Raw genomic sequence first — 22,307 nt, 5'->3', positions numbered from 1 at the left:
CATATAAGGAACCCGATCGCCCGCTTTCAGCGGGCGATTTTTTTATGTATCGTGACCATCTGACTAATCCCCGGTCATTGTGCTAACATATCAATAATCGAACTAATTAGTGGGAGGTAACGATGAGCTCCAAATTTTTGAATCTGCTTGACGGAACGATGTTCTTCAATGCCTTTTCTTCTGGTGCCACTGCCGTAATAAGAGAGCAGAACGACCTGAACAGGATAAACGTCTTTCCTGTTCCCGACGGCGACACCGGAACGAATCTCGCCTCTACGATGCGGTCTATTCTTGAGCTGACAGATGTCTCTCATTCGATTGGCAAGACAACGCGATCGATAGCCGATGCCGCACTCATGGGAGCTCGTGGAAACTCTGGAGCGATATTCGCCCAGTATATGCACGGACTGAGTACCATCATTGGAGACAGAGACAGTATCGATAGAAAGACCTTCGCAAAGGCAGCACATGAAGCGATTTCATATGCCTATGATGCTATGGTAACCCCCGTCGAGGGGACGATGCTGACCGTGATGAAGGATTGGGCCGAGGCTTTGATCGCCATAGAAGACTCGGAAAGATCGTTTTTCGAGATGGTCGAACGGTCGAACGAAGTAGCGCTCAAGTCTCTCGAAGAAACACCGGAGAAGCTGGCCGTGCTGAAGAAGGCCGGCGTAGTCGACGCCGGAGCGAAGGGCTTCGTAGCCTTCATCGAAGGTATAAAGACTTTTCTGAGCGGAAGAGGCGTCAATCTTGAAGACGAGATCATCCCCGATATCGAATTGAAAAAACACGTCCATATAGATGAAGGCAACATCAAGAACAGATACTGCACCGAGGCGATAATCGAAGGTTCTCGACTGGACGTCAATGGAATAAAGTCGATCATCAGTCAGTTCGGAGATTCCGCCCTGGTAGCGGGAACGGACACTAAGGCAAGAATCCACGTTCATACTAATGAACCGGCAGAGCTCTTCTTCAAGCTGAAGGACTTCGGCACAGTTACTCAGCAGAAAGTCGATGACATGGAGATGCAGTACAGGGTGAGTCAGAAGAGGAAGTATCCGATCGCACTTGTTGTTGACTCCGTTTGCGATTTACCGAAGGAGGTAATTGACTACTACCAGATTCAGATGGTGCCATTGTATCTCAACTTCGGCAAGAGTCAGTATCTAGACAAAATAACGTTGAAGGCAGATCAGTTCTACACGCTTCTCGACACGACGGAGGACTATCCGGTTTCGGCTCAACCGGGATTGAACACTTTCCAGAATTTGTACCACTTTCTTGGAACCCATTATGATTCTATTATAGCTATCCACGTCTCGGACAAACTAAGCGGTACATGGAACGCCAGCACCAAAGCCGCAGAACGCATGAAGGACAAAAAGATCAGCGTAATAAACTCCCGGCATGTTTCGGGGTCCATTGGTCTGCTCGCGCTCACGGCCGCCAGAATGATAGAGGAAGGTCGTAGCCACGATGAGATCGCAAAAACAATCGAGTCCCTGTCTAAAAACACAAGGATCTTCGTGAGTGTCAACACTTTGAAGTACATGGTGAAAGGTGGAAGGGTAAGTCCAGTTCTAGGGCTGGTCGGTAAGGCAATGAATCTTAAGCCGATTGTATCGGTAGACAAGGAAGGAAATTCGAAACTCTACGGAAAGGCCTTCAGCAAGTTAGGCAACATGAAAAAGATACTTGGTTTCGTGGAAGAGCTGAACAGAAAGTGCAGCGTTGTATCTTACAATATTACTCACGCTCATGCCCACAAGACCGCAAAAGCGTACGAGGAAAGCCTCATGAAACTGCTTGGAAAGAAGCCCGAGTACATTATGGAAGTCTCCCCTGTTGTTGGTATTAGCGCGGGGGTCGGTGCTGTAAGCGTTTCCGTGCTTTGCGAAAGAGACACCTGGTCTCCCGATGTCAATATCAAGTGAGGTGAAGAGATGACTTATGTGATTCTTTCCAGTTCTTTAGTGGTCCTTGCTTACATGTCTCTGTTCTTTGCTATCGGCACTTTAAAGAAAGACAATTCCGTTGTCGATATAGGCTGGGGCGCTGGATTCGTTGTTGTTGCTTTGTTCACGCTCTTCGTGTATGGAGAGTTCAATGCAAGGCAGGTAATCACGACTGTCTTGATTGCGTTTTGGGGAATCAGATTGACCACACATATTTTCAAAAGAAACTGGGGGCGTGGTGAGGATTTCCGTTACGTTCAGATGAGAGAGAAGTGGGGAGAGAAGGTATTGATAAGATCCTTCCTGCAGATCTATATGTTGCAGGGCCTTTTTATGGTGATTATCTCTTACTCAGTAATGCTAATTAATAGCCATTCGGGAAGGTCATTTGGATTTTTGGACGTTCTCGGAATTCTTATTTGGGTCTGCGGCTTTTCCATCGAAGCAATAGCAGATAAGCAGTTGAGGGATTTCGTGAAGACTAAGAAACCCGGAGAGATAATGACAAAGGGTTTGTGGAGATACTCTCGCCACCCCAATTATTTCGGCGAGGCCGTTCAGTGGTGGGGTATATTCGTCATTGCCCTTTCAATTGAAGGGGGAATATGGGCAATCATAAGCCCGATAACAATAACCATATTGTTGAGATTCGTTTCTGGAGTGCCCTATCTGGAACGGAAATACAAGCAGTACCCGGCATTCAGGGAGTACATGAAAGAAACAAACGCATTTGTCCCCTGGTTCCCTAGAAAGAAGTCGTGACGTAGAAATGGAAATCTTGTTCTCCGCGCTCTTGGCCTATCTGATTGGATCCATTCCCACAGCATTTCTCATCGGGAAGAGTCTCTATGGATTCGACATAAGAAAACAGGGCACCGGTAATATGGGAGCTTCCAACATGGTTGCCGTAAAGGGCTGGAAGATTGGAATCCTCACTGGAGCTATCGACTTCATGAAGGGCCTGGGAACGATCTTGATTATTAAGGGCGTCTCCCCTCACTGGACCTATCAGATGCTTTTCATTGCGGCCAGTTTTGCCGCGATCGGTCATATGTATCCCGTCTTTCTGAGGTTCAAGGGTGGGAAGGGAACCGCAACACTGGCCGGTGGCCTTATAGGTCTTGATTACCAGGTCGCCCTGATCTGTATGGTCATACTTCTCGCTTTTATCGCGATTACGGACTACGCGGCTCCGGGCATTATTGCAGTCTCTTCAGTAATGATCTTCCTTTTCAGAATCTTTGGGTACAGATGGGGAATATCTCTTCTTTTGATACCCATTGCAGTAATCATGATAGCTAGAAATCTCGAGAATATTCAGAGAATTTTGCGGGGAGAAGAACCGGGGCTGCGGGCGCACATAAGAAAAAAGAAAAGGGCCCCGCAAAAAGGGGCCTAAGGGTGATTCTCTCAAATTCCCAGGTACACTTTTCTAACCTCTTCACTTTCAAGTAGTTCCTTTGCTGAACCTTGAAGTGTAATCTTTCCTGTTTCCAGCACATAAGCATATTTCGATATTTCAAGGGCCTTGGCCGCATTCTGTTCGACAAGCAGTATGGTAACTCCCCGCGAATTGAGTGTCTGGATTGCCTGAAAAACCTCTTCAACGACAATGGGTGCTAGACCGAGCGAAGGTTCATCCATCATTATTAGATCGGGATTCGCCATAAGGCTTCTACCTATAGCCAGCATCTGCTGTTCTCCACCGGAAAGCGTTCCTCCGGACTGTTTCAATCTCTCTTTTAGAACAGGGAAAAGCGAGAAGACCGCCTCGAAGTTGCCTTCTATCTCTTCTTTGTCCTTCCTGTTGTATGCTCCCATAAGAAGATTCTCTCTAACCGTGAGATTTGAGAATATCCTCCTTCCTTCAGGTACGAGAGAAATCCCAAGCTTTGCCGTTCTGGCGGCTCCCAGCCTGTTGATATTGTTCCCTCTGAAAGAGACTTTTCCACCGGAGGGCCTTATCAGTCCGCTTACGGCACCAAGCGTGGTGCTCTTCCCGGCGCCATTAGAGCCTATTATAGTTACAATACTGCCCTCCTCAACGGAGAGCGTTATGCCTTTTACTGCCTTGATGACACCGTATGAAACCTGGAGCTCATCAACGCTGAGAATTTCATTTGCCAACCGTAACCCACTCCCTACCCAGATAGGCTTCGATAACCCTCACGTCCTTCTGAACAAAGGCGGGGTCCCCTTCACTGATGGTCCTTCCGTGATCCAGAACCATTATCCTTTCACAAAGCCCCATTACCAGTTTCATATCATGCTCTATGAGTAGAACTGTAAGGCCGAAATCATCGCGAATTCTCCTGATAGTATCTACAAGACCTGCCGTTTCAGAGGCATTCATCCCGGCAGCCGGTTCGTCGAGAAGGAGAAGAGTCGCCCCCGTCGCCATTGCCCTTGCAATCTCCAGTAGCCTTTGCGAACCATAAGATAACGCGCTGGACTTTTCATTCGCCAGCATTTCGAGACCGAGAACACTCAGCAGTTCAAGAGCCTTGTTTCTCATCTCCCGTTCTTTCTCGGAATAACCCAGTCTGGTAACGCTTTTGAAAAACCAGCTTACGGCCTTTCCGTTGCTTGCAATCGTATGGTGTTGAGAAACCATTACGTTCTCTAAAACGGTAAGATCTCTGAACAGACGGATGTTCTGAAAAGTCCTTGCAATCCCAGTTCTTGTTATCTTGTCCGGTTGGAGTGCCGTAATCTCATTTTCCCTGAACAATATACGACCATCTGTAGGTTTGTAGTGTCCCGTTATCATATTGAAGATCGTTGTCTTTCCGGCACCGTTCGGGCCGATCAAACCAAAGATCTCGCCTTCTTCTACGCGAAGCGTTACATCCTTCACTGCGGTGAGTCCGCCGAACTTCATTGTTACATTCTCAAGTGTGAGCAGACTCATCTCTTGTATCTCCTCTTGAAAACAGAAACGAGTCCATCCCAGGAGAACTCACTTCTTCCCATCAGTCCCCTCGGCCAGAAGATCATAATTATCACGAAGAGTCCCGAGAAGACGAGCATTCTCATACCGCTTATGCCCATAATCTTGAAACCCAGGATATTCATGGGGCCCTCGAGGAAGCGTAGCCACTCGCTAAGGAAAGCAAAGAGCGCACCGCCGATTATAGCTCCTGTTATGCTTCCCAGCCCGCCGAGAACTATCATTATCAGAACGTTGAAGGTGAGAAGGATGCCAAACGTGTTTGTTCTAGGATCGATTGTGCTGAGCCAGTGTCCGTACAAAGACCCGGAAATCCCCGCAAAAAACCCGCCAAGAACAAAGGCTGTCAACTGATGCTTGAAGACATTTATCCCCATCGCTTGAGCCGCGACTCTGTCTTCTCGTATAGCCCTCAAGGCCCTTCCGAAGGAACTGTAAGCAAGACTCAGGACAGTGGCTACGGTAACAAGCAACCAGCCCCATGCCCACCAGACATTCGTGTGATCGGGAAGCGCCTTTAGGCCCAGCGCCCCGTTTGTTATTGAATTGAGATTAAGCGCAAAGATCCTGATTATTTCGGAAAAACCGAGCGTCGCAATTGCAAAGTAGTCACCTGTAAGCCTCAACGACGGCCAGCCAATCAGGAAAGCAAATACGGCCGCGACGAGACCGGCAATTATCGTTGCCCAGAAGAAGGGAATCTGAATAGAGTTCAGCGGCCACACCAGTTTCTCAATGAGAAAGGTCATTTCCTTTTGCTCCGGCGACAGAGTCAGGAGCGCGGAAGTGTATGCTCCAACCGCAATAAACCCTGCATGTCCCAGCGAGAAGACTCCCGATATTCCATTAACCAATGTAAGGCTTACCGCCATGATTCCATATATACCAATAAGCGTTATTATTCTCGAATAATAGCTGTTCAGTAATTCCTGCGAAAGAAAAAGAAGAAGCGCTATGGAGGGTAATGCTATCAAAGTGAGTATCATTTTGGTCCGCTTCTTCATTCAATCACACCTTTACTATTTCAGGCCTTCCAAGCAGACCGGATGGCTTGATTGAAAGGACGATTATCAGGATGAAGAAGGCGAAGGCATCTCTGTAACCTGCCGCCCCGGGCATTATTCCTACCATCATGACTTCGGTTATTCCAAGTATCAGACCTCCGAGAACCGCTCCCGGCACTGAACCTATTCCTCCGAAGACGGCGGCGACAAAGGCCTTCATTCCGGGTATAAATCCCATATAGGGCCAGACCTGGGGATATCTTATTGCCCAGAGTATTCCACCAATCCCTGCAAGCGCCGAGCCGAGTGCAAATGTCATTCCGATTACCCTGTCGACATTGACTCCCATAAGCGATGTTGTCTGAATATCCAGGGAAACGGCCCTCATAGCCATTCCCACCTTTGTTTTGAAGATGAACCACCACAAAAAGACGAGCGCAATTGCAGCAACGATAAGTGTTATGAGAGAGATTACCGGAAATCTTATCCCGCCGACTATCACCTCTCTCCCATATTTGACCTCCATCTCACCGCCGATGATAATCATTTCATTGAGAGATTGGGGGAAGATAGTACGGAATGATCTCGGGATACCGGAGAATACGACTACCGCAAGACTTTCAAGAAAGAAAGAAACACCGATAGCCGTTATCAGCGCCGATATTCTAGGAGCATTCCTGATAGGTTTGTAGGCAATCCTGTCAACCGTAAATCCAAGAAGAGCAGCGCAAGCTACGGCAAGAATGGCCGCAAGATACCATGGAAGCTGCGCAAGAGTCACAAAGAACAGAGCAAAATAGACGGCCATCATGAAGATGTCGCCATGAGCAAAATTGATCAGCCTTAAAATCCCGTAAACCATTGTATAGCCTATCGCTATCAGGGCATAAAGGGAACCGAGACTAAGACCGTTGATAAAGTTCTGTAGAAGAGTCTTAGGATCCAAGCTTACACCTCCGGCCGATTGAAAAGAGAAAGGGGAGGGTGGGGCTTTTAGCCCCACCTTCTTTACTACGGATTTATAGTTGTATCGTACACGAACTTACCGTTTTCAATCTTTACAATCGCAACGGACTTTATCGCGTCACCGTTTTCATCGATAGTGATTATTCCCGTCACGGCAGGAAAATCCTTTGTCTGTCGAACGGCCTTGGCTATGGCTTCTCTATCTGTGCTCCCCGCACGTTCTATTGCGTCCCTGACGACCAGATATGTGTCGAACCCGAGGGCGGTGAATGTTCCGGGCGCTTCACCGTACTTGGCGGTGTAGGCTTCTACGAAAAGCTTCGCATTCTCTGTGATTGCTGGACTTCCTGCATCGTAGTGAGTTGTAAAGTAGAGTCCGTTTACGGCATCTCCACCGATTTCAATAGTTTCCGGCACGGCCGCCCCGTCACCTGCTATTATCGGCTCGTAGAAACCAAGTTGTCTGGCCTGGATGGCTATTAGCGCGATTTCCTGATAGTAACCGGGAATGAAGAAGGCACCGGCACCCTTGGAGATGGCATCGGAAACCTGGGCTGTGAAGTCCTGGTCTCCAGATTTGTAGTACTCGTAGAATACGCTTCCACCAAGCTCGTTAGCCGTTTCCTTGAAGTAATTTGCAAATCCGACGGCATAATCCTGCTCAACGTCTACGAAGACAGCAACGTTTTCCGCACCCATGTTATTGAATGCAAGCATCGCTGCCGCAACCCCCTGGAAGGGATCGCTGAAACAGACACGGGAAACATACTTCTTGTCCTGAGTTACGAGGGGATTAGTTGAGCTGGGAGAAACCATTGCAACGCCGTTTTCTTCTGCAACCGTTCCTCCGGCAATCGTGTTTGAGCTTATTACCTGCCCGATGATAGCAACAACCCCTTCCTGCTCGATCGCACGACGGGCGGTGTTAACGGCCTGAACCTTGTCGGAGTTGTTGTCGAGTAAGACGATTTCAATTTTCTCCCCAAGAACCTCCGGGAAAAGCTCGTTGGCAAGTTCGACTCCCTGCCAGATCATCTGGCCAAACGCGGCGACTCCACCGGTCATCGGAAGAATCGCACCTACCTTGATTGAAGCAAGTGCTGATACTGAAAGAAAGACAACTAAAAGAATTACAAAGAGTTTTCTCATACTTCTACCTCCTCCTGAAGTGGTTACAAGTGAATGAGACTAACCCATAATCTGATGAACATTCTTTCAAATCCAAGCAAGAACAGAAATCAGTGTTCTAAGCTAATTATTCCCCCGAACGTATATTTAACTAGCCAGAACGAAGAAATTCGAGCATTTGCATGTTGTACGAATACTACCACTAATGACAATAAGAAAATATTACGAAGTGAAACAATGAAGAGAATTTAGGTAAAATATCGAAGACATCGTCTGTAAACGGTAGTAATTACCTCACATTGGACTTGACATGTTCTATCCTAAATAACCGGGTTCAGCCAACGCTTCATGAAAATAACTATGGCCGCTGCAGAGGAAATCACCAGATTGCTTACGAACATCGCGTACCAAATTCCTGTGATTCCCATGGACATACCGAAGAAGTATATCAGAGGAAGGCGTATCCCCCATAGTCTAGTGATATTGAGAATCATGGACTGAACTGTATGGCCCGAGCCTCTTAAAGCCATGTCGAAGATGTTGTAACTTGCGAAGATCGGTATCGAAAAGGAGACTATTCTGAAATACTTCTCTCCTTCAATCAATACGAGCGGGTCGTTGATGAAAAACGCCGTCACTTCCTTCCCGAAGAAGAACGTGCCGGTGCTGATCACTCCAACAATCAACACGTTTATTCCGGTCGCCTTCCATACAACTGAATAAGCGTCACTCTTTCTTCCAGCACCTAGATACTGCCCAACCATCGACGACGTTGCCTGGGAAAGGCCGAAAGAAAACATCGTTGCAAGCGAAGTAATCCTGTTTCCCACGCCCAGGGCAGCGGTTGCAACTGAACCGAACCCGGCAACCATCGAGGTAATTATTAGGAACGCAAGAGCCGTGATCGACTGTCCGGCTGACGATGGGAGGCCTATTCTCAAGACGCGGACAAGAGTCTTCCACTTTGGCCTAAGATCCCTCAAATTGATTTTGAATCCTCTCTTTCCTTTGAATAATATGACCGTCGCGATTATCACTACAACTCCTCTTGATATTACAGTTGCAAGCGCGGCACCGAAGACTTCCAGTCTGGGAAAGCCTATACCGAATATTAAGAGAGGATCGATAAGTGCATTCACCGTTACAGAGAAACCCATCAAGTACATCGGTGTCTTTGTATCACCAATAGCGGTGAAGAGTGAGTTGAAAGTGAACATCGTGAAGGTGAATGGAGCTCCCAGAAAGATCGTTCTCATATAAATATTGGTAACTGAAAGCAACTCTGGCGGAATACTGAGAAGCCTCAAAACGGCTTCGGAGAAGATCGCACCGAGAAGACCGAGAACAACAGCGACGGCGAAGCTTGTGGAAATAACCTGCCCGGCTACATGTGTGGCCTCTTCCTTTCTTCCTGCTCCGAGATTTTGAGAGACTAGCGCAAGTCCGGCCACCGCTAATCCTCCGCCAATAGAGATCAACAAGAAGATTGCAGGCCACGCAATTGTGGGTGCGGAGATCTCAATCTTTCCCAGCTTCCCGAGCCAGTATGCGTCGACCATGTTGTAAACAGTCTGGAAGAGCATGGTAAGAACGGCCGGCCAGGCGAGTTTAAAAAGGGCACTCATCATGTTTTCATTCAGAATATTGACTCGTTTCATCTTCACTCCTATGATTTCGATTACGTACTATTTCATTTATAACACAACAGTTACGAAATAAGAAGCGAGAAAAGTCCGTGGTCTGGGGGTTGGTGGCATCAAGACCAGAAGCGATGCTGCCTCCGGCAGGAAGTGAGGCTCGCTGGCGCGAGGAAGTGATGCCCGGAGGGGCATCCGGGGAAGTGATGCTGGCGCTTACGCACCAGGAGGCAAAAACCAAAGAAAAAGAGCAAGAGATCAGTTGTAAGTTCCAGTGTGCCAAGAAGGCGAAGAAGGAAACTTCAAGCCATGCTTAATCGAAGATGAGGGAGGGCCCCTCGAAGCCGCCATGCAGGTGGAGGCTTCAAACCGCCGTAAGCTGCTGTGGTAAAGAGCCATGGTAGTGAACGTTACGGGAAAAGGCGGGACAGTGATCCCGTCAGGTGAGTACCAGAGGAGACGAATACAAGTGAACCACCGTGAACGTGTCGTAACAACTACTAGTGTCATCTAAACCGGGGGGTGGAACTATCCCGGGATAAGTCTGGAGGAAACCTGCTTACTGTCCAGATGGTGACCGGCATATAGGTGGCGTGACCCTGGTACAGGCTTTGATTAGGAACTTGGGAACCTGGATCTGGATGTTAAGGGAAAAGCCGCAAGTGGAAGAACCCACGAGGGTGAAAGTACCGATGCCAGATTTCAGGGGCGGAACAGTCCGTAGTAGTGATGAAGCTCCTGTAATGGGAGTGGAGCGAAGGGACTGTGTTATCCAGTTTTGTAGGTTAGTCAACCAACTCTGTGCAGACAACCGAAAGGGAGGAACTGTGAACAGAGACAAGGAAGGAGCCAGCAGACAAGATGAGGTCGTATGAAATCCCCAAGAAAGTAGTACTGGAAGCATTCAAGAAAGTGAAAGAGAACAGAGGGGCAGAAGGAATAGACGAGGTAAGCCTGGAAGAGTTCGAAGCCGATCTTGACAACAATCTCTACAAGATTTGGAATCGAATGACCTCGGGCAGTTACTTTCCACCTCCAGTAAAAGCTATAGAGATAGAAAAGAAGAGTGGAGGAAAGAGAGTACTGGGAATCCCCACAGTGGGGGACAGAGTAGCCCAGATGGTAGCCAAAATCTATCTCAATCCCCTGGTAGATCCATACTTCCATAAGGACTCCTACGGATACAGGGAGGGAAAGTCAGCGATAGATGCCCTTGAAGTAACGAGGCAGAGATGCTGGCGGTATGACTGGGTACTGGAATTCGACATTAAAGGACTGTTCGACAACATAGACCATGAACTACTAATGAGGGCAGTCAAGAAACATGTGAAGATTCCATGGCTAATACTCTACATAGGGAGATGGCTGAAAGCACCCTTTATGCAAGCGAATGGAAGAGTCGAAGAGAGGAGCAAGGGAACGCCACAGGGAGGGGTAATAAGCCCTGTACTGGCTAACCTCTTCATGCATTACGCCTTCGACAAGTGGATGGAGAGAACTCATCCGGATAAGCCCTTTGCCAGATACGCAGATGATGGAGTGATACACTGTAGAACTCTGGAGGAAGCCCGGCTTCTTCTTGAAAGTCTCAAAGAAAGAATGGAAGAATGCAAACTAGAGCTTCATCCAGAGAAGACCCGTATTGTCTACTGCAAAGACGATAAAAGGAAGGGCGAGTATCCAAATACAAGCTTTGACTTTCTAGGATACACCTTCAGAGTCCGTAGCTGCAAAGCCAGAAACGGGAGGATCTTCTACAGCTTCACCCCTGCAGTGAGTGAACAGGCAAAGAAGGCGATGAGACAGAAGATCCGGAGAATGAGACTTCAAACCAAGTCATACCTGAGTATTGAAGAACTCTCAGAAAGAATCAACCCGGTAATAAGAGGTTGGATAAACTACTATGGACACTTTCGCAGATTTGAGATGTATACAGTACTGAGTCGGCTAAACAAAGCCTTAGTTCAGTGGGTAAGAAACAAGTACAAGAAAAGGAGAGGTCGTACAAAAGCGGGTAAATGGCTAGAAACTCTTGCTCGCAGGGAGCCTCGTCTATTTGTACACTGGACAATGGGGATATTCTATTCGGCTGGATAATGGGAGCCGGATGAATCGAGAGATTCAAGTCCGGTTCTGAGAGAGCCTGGGGGTGAAATCCCCCTGGGCTACTCACCAGTTGCAAGTTCTGAGATGCGAGTAAAAAAGCCCAGCAAAACGGGTCTCGGGTCTCGAGTCTGGTGTTTCGTGAATACAAGTGGTTGAACCATCACGACCTCAGTGCTATTGAGAGGCCGTCATCCCGAACTTGATCCGGGATCTTGTTCCAAGAACGAGCAACCTGGACGCGTAGCGTCGGAACGAAGAACCGTTCTTCCCGAAGGACGGGTTCATGGTTTGGGACGAACCAAGGACGGCTTGGTCTTCTCGGAGGACGGTGGACCGTTGACGAGCAACGCTGTTTTCATCATCGTACTGTGGTTCTTGGGATCATCGAGATGCTGAAGCAAGTTCAGACGGATTGTAAAGTTTTCAGAACGTTCTTGATCTTCATACCTCTGTTTTCTAACCTCTAGGTTTTTCACATGAATCTCGAGTATTCGATTACTCCGGATATCAGTCCGGCGAAGACCTCAAGAAGCTCTATGTCTGCTCTGCTCCAATCGAATTGGCCACTAAGCCTTTCCAGTCCGACGAAACCGACGGGCATCTGCCGAGAGAAAATCGGAATGACGACAAGTGAAACGACTCCCTGCTGCGCAAGAATTTCGGCTTCTCTGCTTGCCTCCTCTGGGAGTTCACTGACTACATAAGAGTGTACCCCGCCTTTTTTCATTTCCTTTATCCACCAGGAGAACTCCTCGAACGGCATGTTTTGAAGATGGGGTTTAGCGCTCTTGACGCCTTCTTTACACCATTCGTGGGTGTTCCTGGTCGAATTCGTCCTGTAGTCAAACAAGAAGACATTGGATCTGTCAGCGGAAGTGAGCTCGCCCAGTTGCCCAAGCGCCTTTTCTATCGCATCGTCTATGTTCTCATACTCTTTTAGCGCTCCGGAAACCTCTGAAATCACTCGTTCAAAATTCTGTCTCCATTGGAGTTCTGCGGCCACCTTCCTGTATGCACTCGTGTCTCGGGCCACGACCATAGTGACTATGGAGTTCTGAAGATCAAGCACCTTCAAGCAAATCTCTACTTGAAGTTTCTCCCCGCTCTTCATAGTGAGAAACGAATCAGTTGTACACATTCCCTTAATCTGAAGATCGGCCCTTATTTTCTTTATCTGAGAATCAAGATCACCGGCCACCGAATAGAAACTCATCTCAAGAAGCTCGTCGTAGGAGTATCCAAGTTTTTCGGCTGCACTGTTGTTAGCTTCGACTATCCTGCCGGGCCTCATAGGATCGTCGAGGCTCACAAGGAAGATCATATCGTCAATCAGGCTGGCAAACCCTTCATACTTTCTCTTGAGATACTTGTTCAGCGTATAAAACTTATTGGACCATGAGGTTTCTCCGACCAATGGATCCTCTGAAACCGTCTCTACGTGCATATTCCATCTCAACTTGGAAATACGTTCAGACAATGTCTTGATCTCCGCCGTACCGTTGTCAACGATGTACACTCTTATTGGTTCCATAAGACCCTCCGCAGCTGAATAGATAAGAATCTATTCAGGATTTAAATACAGTCTTCCCGTTCAGAATGGTTTCTTGAACTTCAAGCGTTTCGTCGAGCAATACCAGATCTGCGCGATAACCCTTGGAGATTCTTCCGCGATCCTTTATACCCATTGAATTCAGAGCGTTGAGAGATGATACCATTGCAAGTTCCTTCAATGTACAGTCAGTGAATTCTCTGAAATTTCTTACAGCTCCGCTGAAGACGAGTACGGCCGCGGCAATTGTTCCGTCCTCAAGAGTAGGTCTTCCATTTTTCAGAATGACCTTCTGTCCGCCCAGTTCATACTCTCCATCGGGCATGGCTGTCGCATCGATAGTATCTGTAACTATCATAATCTTTTCTGCGCCTTTTATTCCAAAGATAAGCTTCACAAAACCCGGCAGAGAGTGAATACCATCCATTATCATCTCTACCGAAAAAGGCAGCGAAAGAACAGCTCCAACGCAGCCCAGTTCCCTATGATGAAGAGTGTTCATCCCGTTTGGAAAGTGGGTTATTCTATCGCAGCCTTGGTTATATGCTCTCTCCATGTCTTCGTAAGTTGCATCGGTATGTCCCAACGAAAGAGTTATACCGCGCTTCTGTATCATTTCTTGCGCGTGTGAGAATCCCTCGAGCTCCGGAGCCATAGTAATGAGCTTCACCGATTCGATTAGCGTCTCCTCAATTTCCTTCAGGTCTATGCTTCGAATGAGTTCTGGATTCTGAGCTCCCTTTCTTTTCAGACTCAGGTAGGGGCCTTCATAGTGAATGCCCCCAACTGAAGTCATACTGTTATTCTTTATGTAATCTCTTACTACTCTAGCAGCAGAAAGGATTGCCGAAGGAGTCGATGACATAGTAGTGGGCAGGAAATAAGTCACTCCCTGAGAATAAAGGAAGTTCTCCCACTTTTCGAGATCTTTTTGACTCATGGAAAGAGTGTCCACACCCACAGAACCATGAGTATGGGGATCGACAAATCCCGGCATCAGTATTCTCTCGAATTCTTGAGTCCCTTGAACTCGCTTAATTTCAGAGATTACGTTTTCTTGAATTTCTACACTTCCCACAAACTCTCCATCGATAGGATCAACAACCAATACGTTCTCGAATCTCATCTTTCTTCCATCCTCCCTGCTATGAAAAAATCATGGCCAGGTTATTTGATTACCCGTCGACATCTTTCCTCTTCCCATAAGAACTCTCTCATCGAGATCGAAGATGCCTCTGTAGTAGGCCGAATATACTGCGAACCACTGGAGAGGGATCATCAGAAGGAACGGGGCGAAGAGTGGGTCGAAGTCTCCATAATCCTTCACATCAAAGCGTATTAGCTCCGCGCCGTTAGACTCAGCGATTTTTATAACCCGTTCGCTCATATCTCTCGACTCGTCGCTCCCCACAAGGAAGACCATCAGTGGCTTGTGACCGTCAAGCATTTCCGCAGGGCCATGTCTGAACTCCGACGTTTCAATGAATGAAGCGTTGACTCTCATGTTTTCCATGAAGACAGTCAGTCCGAACTTATAGCCTATGGCGTAGGCCGCTCCGCTTGCTAACACGTAAAAGAGATCACTCTCCTGATACTTCCTGGCCAGTCTGTAAGCTCTTGATTCCTCTTCCTTGTATATTCTGCCCAGTAGCTCAGGCATTATCTCTATCTGTTCGTATAACTTCGAAACGTCTCTCCCTTTTAGCCTGGCTATTTCAAGACTGAATATGAAGGCTCCGGCGAGTGGAAGTATAAACAGTCCATTAGAATCGTAGACTATCGATTCGTCGGCTTCCCTTGCCAGAATGCTGTCGGGTTTGCTTGTAAATGAAATCGTTGTCGCTCCCTTTCCGTTCGCAAATCTAAGTGCTGCCGCAGTATCTTCGGTATTTCCAGAGAAGGAGGCAAGTATTACCAGCGCATCCTTGTCAAGTCTTGAAGGATTAGTCCATATGAAATCATAGCTCTTGTAGTAATCAGAGGGAAGATCGGTCATCTTCTTGAGTATATAATCACCTGAATAGAGATTACACCAGGAGTTCCCGCTACCCACCCAGTAAATCTGCTTATAGCCTTTATCTAAAGCAGTCTTCGCAAGATTCTTGATCCTTTCTGTATGCTCTTCAAGGAAGGCAGAAAGATCCTTCTCAAGAGAAGGGGCAGTAAAGAGTACGCTTTGTTTTGCATTATTCAAAAAATCTTGAATTGTCAATCCAAACACCTCCGAATATCTATCAAGAAGTTTAGTTAGTCTCTTGGTGAGGTACATGATTCCCTTATGATGAGTCGTGTAGGCAGTCTGGTAAGTCCCTTTTCATATCTCTGACCTCTGATATTCATCAGTATCCTTTTCGCGGCCATACTGCCAATCTCTCTCGTATCCTGAGCCACAGATGTTATTGGAGGATTACATAGATCAAACCAAACAATATCATCGAAGCTAATGACCGATATATCTCGCGGAACCACAATTCCCATGTCCTTCGCAGCAAGAAGGAGTCCCGCCGCCATATAATTGTTTGTTGCTATTACCGCTGTAATATCTTTGTTCTGACCCAGGAGAGAGACGCCGCTTTTGTAAGCTCCCTCAATCGTAAAGCCGCCAAGCTTGACCCACGACTGTTTTTCTTCTATGCCATACTTTGAAAGCGCTTCCCTGTATCCAGCAATCCGATCGTAGTTTGTACTTATGTCGAGCGTATCCGAAAGGAAACCGATTCTCCTGTGACCAAGCTCCAAAAGATATTGAGCTGCCTCAAAACCTCCACCGAGGTCATCGCTTACAATCATGTCAACATCAAGGCCTTCAATGATTCTGTCAATCAGCACTATGGGTATCTCGGACTTCACAAGATCCTTCAAATGATCGGAATTGCTACGCGAAACAGGAGCGAGAATCAAGCCATCTACCTGCTTCTGAAAAAATCGATCTATAGATGTCTTCTCGACCTCCACTTTTTCGTCGGTACTTGTGACAATCAAACTGTACCCTTCGGGAACAATGACATCGCTTATCGCTCTCGCTATCGTGGAGAAAAAGGGATTCTGAATATCGCCCACGATCAATCCGATATTCTTCGTCTCACCGGTAGCCATGCTCTTGGCAATGTAGTTTGGCTTGTAGTTAAGTTTCTTTGCAGCCGCTATGACCTTTTCTCTCGCCTTCTTGCTGACGTATCCATATTTCCCGATCGCCCTCGCTACCGTTGCCCTCGAGAGGCCCGTCTCTTTTGCAATGTCGTCCAGCGTTGTTGCCATAACTCATCACCTGCTCAAAATCCAGATACATGATTCATTATGATACCGCTATCATATATTAATTCATTCTATCCCAAAATCAGATATCATGTCAAGTTTTTTTCTCGTTTTAAGTTAGTTCATGGATGGGTATTTAATTTCTCTCAGTTTTTTGTTATATAATTGACTCAAGATAACTATGATACCGCTATCATATTTTTTGGTGGCTTTGTTCGATTCTCTCGTTAATTTTGCTTACGGAGGTGCCTCTTTGGAAAGGATTGACAAATTCTCTAAAAGGTTCGACAGTACGCTTCTGAAAGCGACCGCTACAATAAAAGAGTCAGAAGTCTTTATAGACGATAGCGTATCTTGTGATTTTAGAGCGATTGTTGTTCCGTGGTATTTGATGGACAGAGTGGTTAAGAAGGTCAGAGGTACGGATATTTCGGCGGCCTGCGGTTCGGGTTTTCCCTTCGGGTTCGAGACAACGGAAACTAAGGCTTATATGATCAGAGAGTCGCTTCGGCTCGGCCCCGAAGTGAGAGACATAGACATAACAGCCAACATCTCCGCTATGAAGTCCGGAGACTGGGATTACTTTGAAAGGGAGGTCTCTTATCTTTCCGGTCTCCTGAAGGATGTCACCTGCAAGGTAATTATCGAAGTATCTTATCTCGATACAGTCGAAATTGAAAAGGCTTGCTCTATTCTGATGAAGCTACCTCACGTCGATTTCGTAAAGACCGGTACGGGATACGGTTCGAGACCCACTACATTAGAGGACGTCAGGATTATCAAGAGAGTCGTGGGAGATGAGAAAGGAATAAAGGTATCAGGGGGTGTGAAATCTCTCTCTCAAGTTGAGGATTTCATCGCTGCGGGAGCGGATATCTTCGGTTCCAGCAATGCGGTAGCAATATACAGGGAATTTACCGAAAAATACCCTGGGAGAACCGATCTTGCATGAAAAAATAATAATGGAGGCATAAATGAGACTGTTTATAGATGATGGAAACGTCCAGGCAATAAGTGAGTTGTTCGATTTAGGGTTCTTTTCCGGGATAAGCACTAATCCAAGTATTTTGAAGAGAACGGGAAGAAAACCGCTCGAAGTCATAAAGGATATGTTGAATAGGTTCACTGGCTCTCTTTTTGTCCAGTGTGCCTCTAGAGGTCACGATGAAGTGCTAAAGGAGGGACAGGAACTCTTCGGGCTAGACCCCGAAAGGATAATTCTCAAGATCCCCTTCTCGCGAACGGGCATAAGGGTCTTGAGAGAATTCAAGAAGATGAATATAAATACTTTGATTACCGGTGTTTTCTCCGTTCCTCAAGTGCTGATGTCTGCAGAAGCAGGCGCCGACTATGTGGCGCCATATGCGAACAGGATCGAAAACCTGGGAATAGATCTCTCTGTTGTCGGTAGTATGCAGAAAGTCTTGTCCAACGGCGACTACGAGACGAAGTTGATTGCCGCAAGCTTCAAGACCCTGACACAGATCTCCAAGATGGCCGAGCTACCTATTTACGGAATGTCGCTTCCTGTAGGTATGTACAACGAGTTCTTCTCACACAGCGGCACATTGAAGGCGATCGACAATTTCGAGGCCGATTGGGATTCTATTGAAGACCGTGAATGGGTCCCTCTGAAATCATGAGATACCATTCTATCTGAAAGCGAGGTTTTGCCTTGAAGTATATAATGGCACATGATCTGGGAACAACTGGAGATAAAGCGACTTTGTTCAGCCAAACAGGTTCTCTCGTTGCTTCATCATTCGCCGGTTATGAAACCTTCTACCCCGGGCCCGGAATGGTTGAGCAAGATCCCGAGGCATGGTGGACTGCCTTCTGCAAGACTACTTCCGAAATCGTTCAGATGGCGGAAATCGACAGAAAAGAAATCTCTGCACTCAGCATTAGCGGCCAGATGATGGCAGTGGTGCCTGTAGATAGATCGGGCGAACTGCTCAGAAGGTCAATAATTTGGGCAGATTCGAGAAGCACCGAACAGGTAGAAGAACTTTTAGCGAAAGTTCCGGCAAGCGATCTGTACAAAATAACCGGTTCCAGGCTCTCACCAACCTATCAGGGGTTGAAGATAGCCTGGCTGAAAAAGTACGAACCCGATCTCTATGAAAGAACTTTCAAGTTTCTTCAAGCAAAGGATTACATCAATCTTCGCCTTACAGGAAGGTTTGCGACAGATTTTTCCGATGCCGTCATGACAGCTCTATTTGATATCTCTAGTCTTACGTGGTCTGAAGAACTGATTTCCGCTCTCGGAATTGAAGGCTCAAAGCTTCCAGATGTGTACGCTTCCATCACCGACCTGGGAGAAATAAGGAAAGAAGTGGCGACAGACATCGGTCTTCCAAACTCATGCAGAGTAATACTCGGGGCAGGAGACGGTTGTAGTGCGGCCGTGGGAGCAGGTGCAGTTGAAGTGGGCGATACTTACCTTTATCTAGGGTCCTCGGCCTGGATTTCCACAATTACAGAAGAGCCTCTACTTGATAAGGAAATGCGAGTGTTCTCTGGGGCACATGCAGTAAGAGGCCTCTACTTTCCGTCCGGCACTATGCAGGCCGCCGGAACCTCATACAGCTGGATTAAGGATACTATGTACTGTGATGGATCCATGAAAGAAAGCGATCGTGATATCTATTCTTATCTCGACACCCAACTCTGCCAATCTCACCGTCATAGTGAATCAATACTATATCTTCCGTATCTGCTTGGAGAGAGAAGTCCGATATGGAATTCCAATGCAAGAGGTACTTTCATAGGATTGTCGGCCTCCCACAAGAAAATCGATATCGTGCGAGCGGTAATCGAAGGCGTTTCTTTGAATCTGAAATGGATTCTGGAAAGCTTGGAAGAATCTTTGCCGATAGGTAAGATCAGGGTCATTGGAGGAGTAATAAAAAGCAGAATTTGGAAGCGCATGATTTCAACTATTCTCGGAAAGACTATCACCATTCCGCAGAACGTCGATGAAGCTACTTCGATCGGCGCGGCCATGATTGCAGGTGTGGGGGCCGGTCTTTTTGATTTCTCAGCGGTTCGGAATTTCGTCGTTGATGTCGAAGAGATCGAACCGATCGGGGAACAGCAAGAAGATTACCTGAAACTCTATGGTCTCTTCAAAGAATCATATCATGCTCTAGAGAAGACATTTGAAGAGCTTAATGGAGTCAGAAGGGGTTAGACAACGTAACGGGAGTTGTACCGAAACAGGGTGTCGCGGATTTCTTCATAATATGGCTGCGACACCCTGTTTTTTTGTTTCTCCTGGAAACCGCCTTCAAAAAAACCTCATTTCAGAGAAATTTCCTTCCTAAACAAACCCAACTTTTGAACATACAAAGTTCATAACCCTTGCTTTTCGACAATTATCTCCTTGAAATAGCTCCCTGAGCATGTTCAAAAGTCTCGTTCTCTGGCTCAATTACAGAATCATTTTGCTGCATTTCTCCCTTCGGATAAACTCTTTTTGAACATTACTGCCCTACTAATTCTCAACGATTCATGAATACAAGTTGTATATCCAGCCATAATGGCTAATTACAGCTCTTAAGATTTTGAACAACCTGAGAACTCTCTCCTAAACAGCCATTTCAAAGTTGTCTACATACGATGTTCAAAGCCAAAAAGTTTTGAACATGACCTCAAATACTTTGCAGAAAAGAAGTCTGTGAGTTTTCAACGAGTTTTGAACATACCTAATTATTATTATCTATAAAGATATATAGAATAAGAAAAAGACCTATAATACACTCCATCGAAACCAACTATATTGAAAATCACCAAGCATAATTGATTACACAACAACCTCGAAACTATTGCAAACATTGACATAAATCAAAAAGCATCTATGACTGAGAATTCTCTATCTACAATTATCGATTCATGATCATTTCCATTGGAGAAATCGATCTTATTAAGATCTACAAGAAACAGAGAGGAACAATCATAAGACCTGAAATACAGTTTGAGATTCTTATTGTCCTTTACAGTAACCCACTGAGTGTTCTCAAAAGCTGCCGGACCACTTCCTTCTCTTTTTGAAACTCCTGCAGGAATATCCACTGCATTTAGAAGATGAAGGGCAACTATTACTCGTTCCTCTTCGCTTTCAACGGGATTTGAAGACTCCCTTAAAAGAGTTATCCTAACAAACCTAGAGGGAGGAGTTCCATCACCTGGAATCCCAACGTAGCCACTGCCAAAACCCATTCCTTTATATGTTATCCCGTTGATTTCAGCTTCTTTCATATATGCACTTAGATTGACGTAGTTTCTCAGATTCTCCAGATGCCAGGGAAGCTCTGGAGCATTCGTGAGAACTCCATTTGGATTATCATAGATTTTCATTTCACCATCTATGAACTCCACAACCATGCTTCCACCATACTTGTCATGCAAAGAGAGGTGAAGAAGGGGAACTTCCCCAAGCAGTTCGTTTTCTTTGCCCCATATTGTCATACTTTCAAGAGCTTCTCTAACTGATCGAGTGTGTCAAAGTTTCCAAGAATCCAGGAACGAAGATCGAACAGCTCTATAACCTTTGTAGGATCTGAATCGGGAGAGACTTCTTCATACTCTGTTCCCGTTAACCAAAGGGCGCTTAAAGACAATCCCTTTTCATTCAATCCATCTGAAATTGCTATGGGAATATCAAAAGCATTAAATCCCGCAAATGCATATTTATTTTCCCACGAGACGGCTTCAGACCCATCAGGCATGTGGCTGTTAAAACTATCATCCCTGTTGAAGAATACAACTTTCGAGTTCAGAGGATATGAGAACTCCATACTTCTAACAGAGATAACTATACCGTTTTTTCAGGCGAAAGAAGAAACTCAGTACATCCAAGCGAAACGGAAATGAAAGCTAACAAAAGAAGAAAGACCAATGCGATTTTTCTCACCTAAATACCTCCTTTTTGCGGCAAATCTGACAACTGCAGTAACTATATGACCATGAACTCCATGAGAGGTTTCCAGAAATCAAATGCAGAAAACAAGAGTGTGATTATGAAGTATAAACAATATCAGGAGCCATACATAACCATTATACCCGAACTGAACTCGAGAACTTGACTTTCTCAGCAGTAAAAGAACAAAAAGAAAAGATGGGATATAGGTTGATGCATCCTTACCCCATCTCAAATTCAAAGAACTCATCCAGTCTTAATTACGAAGAAATCACTTCTTCTATGCAGACTCCTTGCCCATAAACGCTAGAACAATGTGGTTTACACCAAAAACAAGGAGAGTTATCCCAATAATTACGGCAACCGACAGACCGGCAATGAGCGGGTGTAGAACGAGTATTATTCCTCCAAAAAGAACAAGAACATTGAAGACAATGCTCAGAAAGTAGATTCCCTTTCCCGCAGGTTTCAGCCGATCGGCGTTTATCAGGTTGTTGATGGCATCAACGATGAACCATATCGCTATTACAAAAGCAAATATATTTGCGGCAAAGAGCGGCCTGAAGAGAAATATTACTCCTGTGATAGCCAGCAATATTCCTAGAATCAGTGCGAAGAAAACCTTAGCTCCGGTTCGGTTTTCAAGTTTGAAGTAGGCAACTATCAACATGATTCCACGAACAAGAACAACGATACCTAACATTATTGCAAGGGTAAGGAACGTTGCAAGAGGATTGCTCAGAGAAAAAATACCTCCAATTATGAGCACGAAACCCACAAGAAGAGAGATCCAGTCGAACTTCTTTGCTTCTGCCATACTATCCACC

At 46.2% G+C, this 22,307-nt stretch carries 19 protein-coding genes and 1 pseudogene; 8 read left to right on the top strand and 12 right to left on the bottom strand.

Annotated features, from left to right (window positions below; translation table 11 throughout):
• Positions 1–122 precede the first annotated feature (122 nt).
• Genes THEBA_RS12775 through THEBA_RS12765 form a run of 3 tightly spaced genes read left to right on the top strand, consistent with a single transcriptional unit; the run spans position 123 to position 3,360 of the window.
• Entirely contained in the window at positions 123–1,940 is a 1,818-nt protein-coding gene (locus THEBA_RS12775) for a DAK2 domain-containing protein (protein WP_014731882.1), read from the top strand.
• Between the two features lie 9 nt (positions 1,941–1,949).
• Positions 1,950–2,723, top strand: a complete 774-nt coding sequence (locus THEBA_RS12770) for a DUF1295 domain-containing protein (protein WP_014731881.1) — start codon at positions 1,950–1,952, stop codon at positions 2,721–2,723.
• A gap of 7 nt (positions 2,724–2,730) precedes the next feature.
• The gene (locus tag THEBA_RS12765) at positions 2,731–3,360 is read left to right on the top strand and encodes a glycerol-3-phosphate acyltransferase (protein WP_014731880.1); all 630 of its coding nucleotides are present in this window, start codon (positions 2,731–2,733) and stop codon (positions 3,358–3,360) included.
• A gap of 11 nt (positions 3,361–3,371) precedes the next feature.
• Here THEBA_RS12765 and THEBA_RS12760 read toward each other — a convergent pair whose 3' ends face one another.
• From THEBA_RS12760 to THEBA_RS12735, 6 genes are all read right to left on the bottom strand, one after another.
• Positions 3,372–4,088: an ABC transporter ATP-binding protein gene (locus THEBA_RS12760; protein WP_006489481.1), complete on the bottom strand. Its 717-nt coding sequence runs from the start codon at positions 4,086–4,088 to the stop codon at positions 3,372–3,374.
• Positions 4,078–4,872, bottom strand: coding sequence for an ABC transporter ATP-binding protein (locus THEBA_RS12755; protein ID WP_006489483.1), 795 nt, complete (start codon positions 4,870–4,872; stop codon positions 4,078–4,080). The genes THEBA_RS12760 and THEBA_RS12755 overlap by 11 nt, the downstream gene beginning before the upstream one ends.
• Positions 4,869–5,915, bottom strand: a complete 1,047-nt coding sequence (locus THEBA_RS12750) for a branched-chain amino acid ABC transporter permease (RefSeq protein WP_236609168.1) — start codon at positions 5,913–5,915, stop codon at positions 4,869–4,871. The genes THEBA_RS12755 and THEBA_RS12750 overlap by 4 nt, the downstream gene beginning before the upstream one ends.
• A gap of 4 nt (positions 5,916–5,919) precedes the next feature.
• Positions 5,920–6,861, bottom strand: a complete 942-nt coding sequence (locus tag THEBA_RS12745) for a branched-chain amino acid ABC transporter permease (protein ID WP_006489487.1) — start codon at positions 6,859–6,861, stop codon at positions 5,920–5,922.
• A gap of 65 nt (positions 6,862–6,926) precedes the next feature.
• Positions 6,927–8,030, bottom strand: a complete 1,104-nt coding sequence (locus THEBA_RS12740; protein WP_014731879.1) for an ABC transporter substrate-binding protein — start codon at positions 8,028–8,030, stop codon at positions 6,927–6,929.
• 299 nt (positions 8,031–8,329) lie between these two features.
• Positions 8,330–9,667 carry an MATE family efflux transporter gene (locus tag THEBA_RS12735; RefSeq protein ID WP_014731878.1) on the bottom strand — a complete coding sequence of 446 codons (1,338 nt, stop codon included), beginning with the start codon at positions 9,665–9,667 and terminating at the stop codon, positions 8,330–8,332.
• A 92-nt stretch (positions 9,668–9,759) separates the two neighbouring features.
• On the opposite strand from THEBA_RS12735, the gene THEBA_RS14760 reads away from it, so the two are divergent.
• On the top strand, positions 9,760–9,963 hold the full coding sequence (locus THEBA_RS14760; RefSeq protein WP_236609167.1) for a hydrolase-like protein: 204 nt from the start codon (positions 9,760–9,762) through the stop codon (positions 9,961–9,963).
• A gap of 544 nt (positions 9,964–10,507) precedes the next feature.
• A complete protein-coding gene (gene ltrA, locus THEBA_RS12720; RefSeq protein ID WP_014731877.1) occupies positions 10,508–11,743 on the top strand; it encodes a group II intron reverse transcriptase/maturase in 1,236 nt (411 codons plus the stop codon).
• A 481-nt stretch (positions 11,744–12,224) separates the two neighbouring features.
• On the opposite strand, the gene THEBA_RS12710 is transcribed toward ltrA, so the two are convergent.
• From THEBA_RS12710 to THEBA_RS12695, 4 genes are read right to left on the bottom strand one after another with little or no spacing between them, the layout of a single operon-like run.
• The gene (locus tag THEBA_RS12710; RefSeq protein ID WP_014731876.1) at positions 12,225–13,283 is read right to left on the bottom strand and encodes a GAF domain-containing protein; all 1,059 of its coding nucleotides are present in this window, start codon (positions 13,281–13,283) and stop codon (positions 12,225–12,227) included.
• A 34-nt stretch (positions 13,284–13,317) separates the two neighbouring features.
• A complete protein-coding gene (nagA, locus tag THEBA_RS12705; RefSeq protein WP_014731875.1) occupies positions 13,318–14,427 on the bottom strand; it encodes an N-acetylglucosamine-6-phosphate deacetylase in 1,110 nt (369 codons plus the stop codon).
• A 30-nt stretch (positions 14,428–14,457) separates the two neighbouring features.
• The gene (locus tag THEBA_RS12700) at positions 14,458–15,522 is read right to left on the bottom strand and encodes an SIS domain-containing protein (RefSeq protein ID WP_236609166.1); all 1,065 of its coding nucleotides are present in this window, start codon (positions 15,520–15,522) and stop codon (positions 14,458–14,460) included.
• A gap of 26 nt (positions 15,523–15,548) precedes the next feature.
• Positions 15,549–16,559, bottom strand: a complete 1,011-nt coding sequence (locus THEBA_RS12695) for a LacI family DNA-binding transcriptional regulator (RefSeq protein WP_014731873.1) — start codon at positions 16,557–16,559, stop codon at positions 15,549–15,551.
• Between the two features lie 250 nt (positions 16,560–16,809).
• On the opposite strand from THEBA_RS12695, the gene deoC reads away from it, so the two are divergent.
• Genes deoC through THEBA_RS12680 form a run of 3 tightly spaced genes read left to right on the top strand, consistent with a single transcriptional unit; the run spans position 16,810 to position 19,752 of the window.
• Positions 16,810–17,508, top strand: a complete 699-nt coding sequence (gene deoC, locus THEBA_RS12690; RefSeq protein WP_014731872.1) for a deoxyribose-phosphate aldolase — start codon at positions 16,810–16,812, stop codon at positions 17,506–17,508.
• A gap of 22 nt (positions 17,509–17,530) precedes the next feature.
• Complete coding sequence (locus THEBA_RS12685; RefSeq protein WP_014731871.1) at positions 17,531–18,199, top strand: transaldolase family protein; 669 nt, start codon at positions 17,531–17,533, stop codon at positions 18,197–18,199.
• A 32-nt stretch (positions 18,200–18,231) separates the two neighbouring features.
• On the top strand, positions 18,232–19,752 hold the full coding sequence (locus THEBA_RS12680; RefSeq protein WP_014731870.1) for a xylulokinase: 1,521 nt from the start codon (positions 18,232–18,234) through the stop codon (positions 19,750–19,752).
• Between the two features lie 653 nt (positions 19,753–20,405).
• Here the strand turns inward: THEBA_RS12680 and THEBA_RS12675 are convergent.
• A pseudogene (locus THEBA_RS12675) lies at positions 20,406–21,358 on the bottom strand (linear amide C-N hydrolase).
• 402 nt (positions 21,359–21,760) lie between these two features.
• The gene (locus THEBA_RS12665; protein WP_014731869.1) at positions 21,761–22,297 is read right to left on the bottom strand and encodes an HdeD family acid-resistance protein; all 537 of its coding nucleotides are present in this window, start codon (positions 22,295–22,297) and stop codon (positions 21,761–21,763) included.
• Positions 22,298–22,307: the final 10 nt, after the last annotated feature.

It is taken from the genome of Mesotoga prima MesG1.Ag.4.2 (assembly GCF_000147715.2).
GTDB lineage: Bacteria > Thermotogota > Thermotogae > Petrotogales > Kosmotogaceae > Mesotoga > Mesotoga prima.
The sequence above is the reverse complement of the archived record's forward strand: the minus strand, read 5'-3'. Positions and strand labels throughout refer to the sequence as shown.

Bases quoted from the DNA above. Each gene is read 5' to 3' on its own strand.
- THEBA_RS12775 (WP_014731882.1), top strand. From the start codon at position 123: ATGAGCTCCAAATTTTTGAATCTGCTTGACGGAACGATGTTCTTCAAT.
- THEBA_RS12770 (WP_014731881.1), top strand. From the start codon at position 1,950: ATGACTTATGTGATTCTTTCCAGTTCTTTAGTGGTCCTTGCTTACATG.
- THEBA_RS12765 (WP_014731880.1), top strand. From the start codon at position 2,731: ATGGAAATCTTGTTCTCCGCGCTCTTGGCCTATCTGATTGGATCCATT.
- THEBA_RS12755 (WP_006489483.1), bottom strand. From the start codon at position 4,872: ATGAGTCTGCTCACACTTGAGAATGTAACAATGAAGTTCGGCGGACTC.
- THEBA_RS12750 (WP_236609168.1), bottom strand. From the start codon at position 5,915: ATGAAGAAGCGGACCAAAATGATACTCACTTTGATAGCATTACCCTCC.
- THEBA_RS12740 (WP_014731879.1), bottom strand. From the start codon at position 8,030: ATGAGAAAACTCTTTGTAATTCTTTTAGTTGTCTTTCTTTCAGTATCA.
- THEBA_RS12735 (WP_014731878.1), bottom strand. From the start codon at position 9,667: ATGAAACGAGTCAATATTCTGAATGAAAACATGATGAGTGCCCTTTTT.
- ltrA (WP_014731877.1), top strand. From the start codon at position 10,508: ATGAGGTCGTATGAAATCCCCAAGAAAGTAGTACTGGAAGCATTCAAG.
- THEBA_RS12710 (WP_014731876.1), bottom strand. From the start codon at position 13,283: ATGGAACCAATAAGAGTGTACATCGTTGACAACGGTACGGCGGAGATC.
- nagA (WP_014731875.1), bottom strand. From the start codon at position 14,427: ATGAGATTCGAGAACGTATTGGTTGTTGATCCTATCGATGGAGAGTTT.
- THEBA_RS12695 (WP_014731873.1), bottom strand. From the start codon at position 16,559: ATGGCAACAACGCTGGACGACATTGCAAAAGAGACGGGCCTCTCGAGG.
- THEBA_RS12685 (WP_014731871.1), top strand. From the start codon at position 17,531: ATGAGACTGTTTATAGATGATGGAAACGTCCAGGCAATAAGTGAGTTG.
- THEBA_RS12665 (WP_014731869.1), bottom strand. From the start codon at position 22,297: ATGGCAGAAGCAAAGAAGTTCGACTGGATCTCTCTTCTTGTGGGTTTC.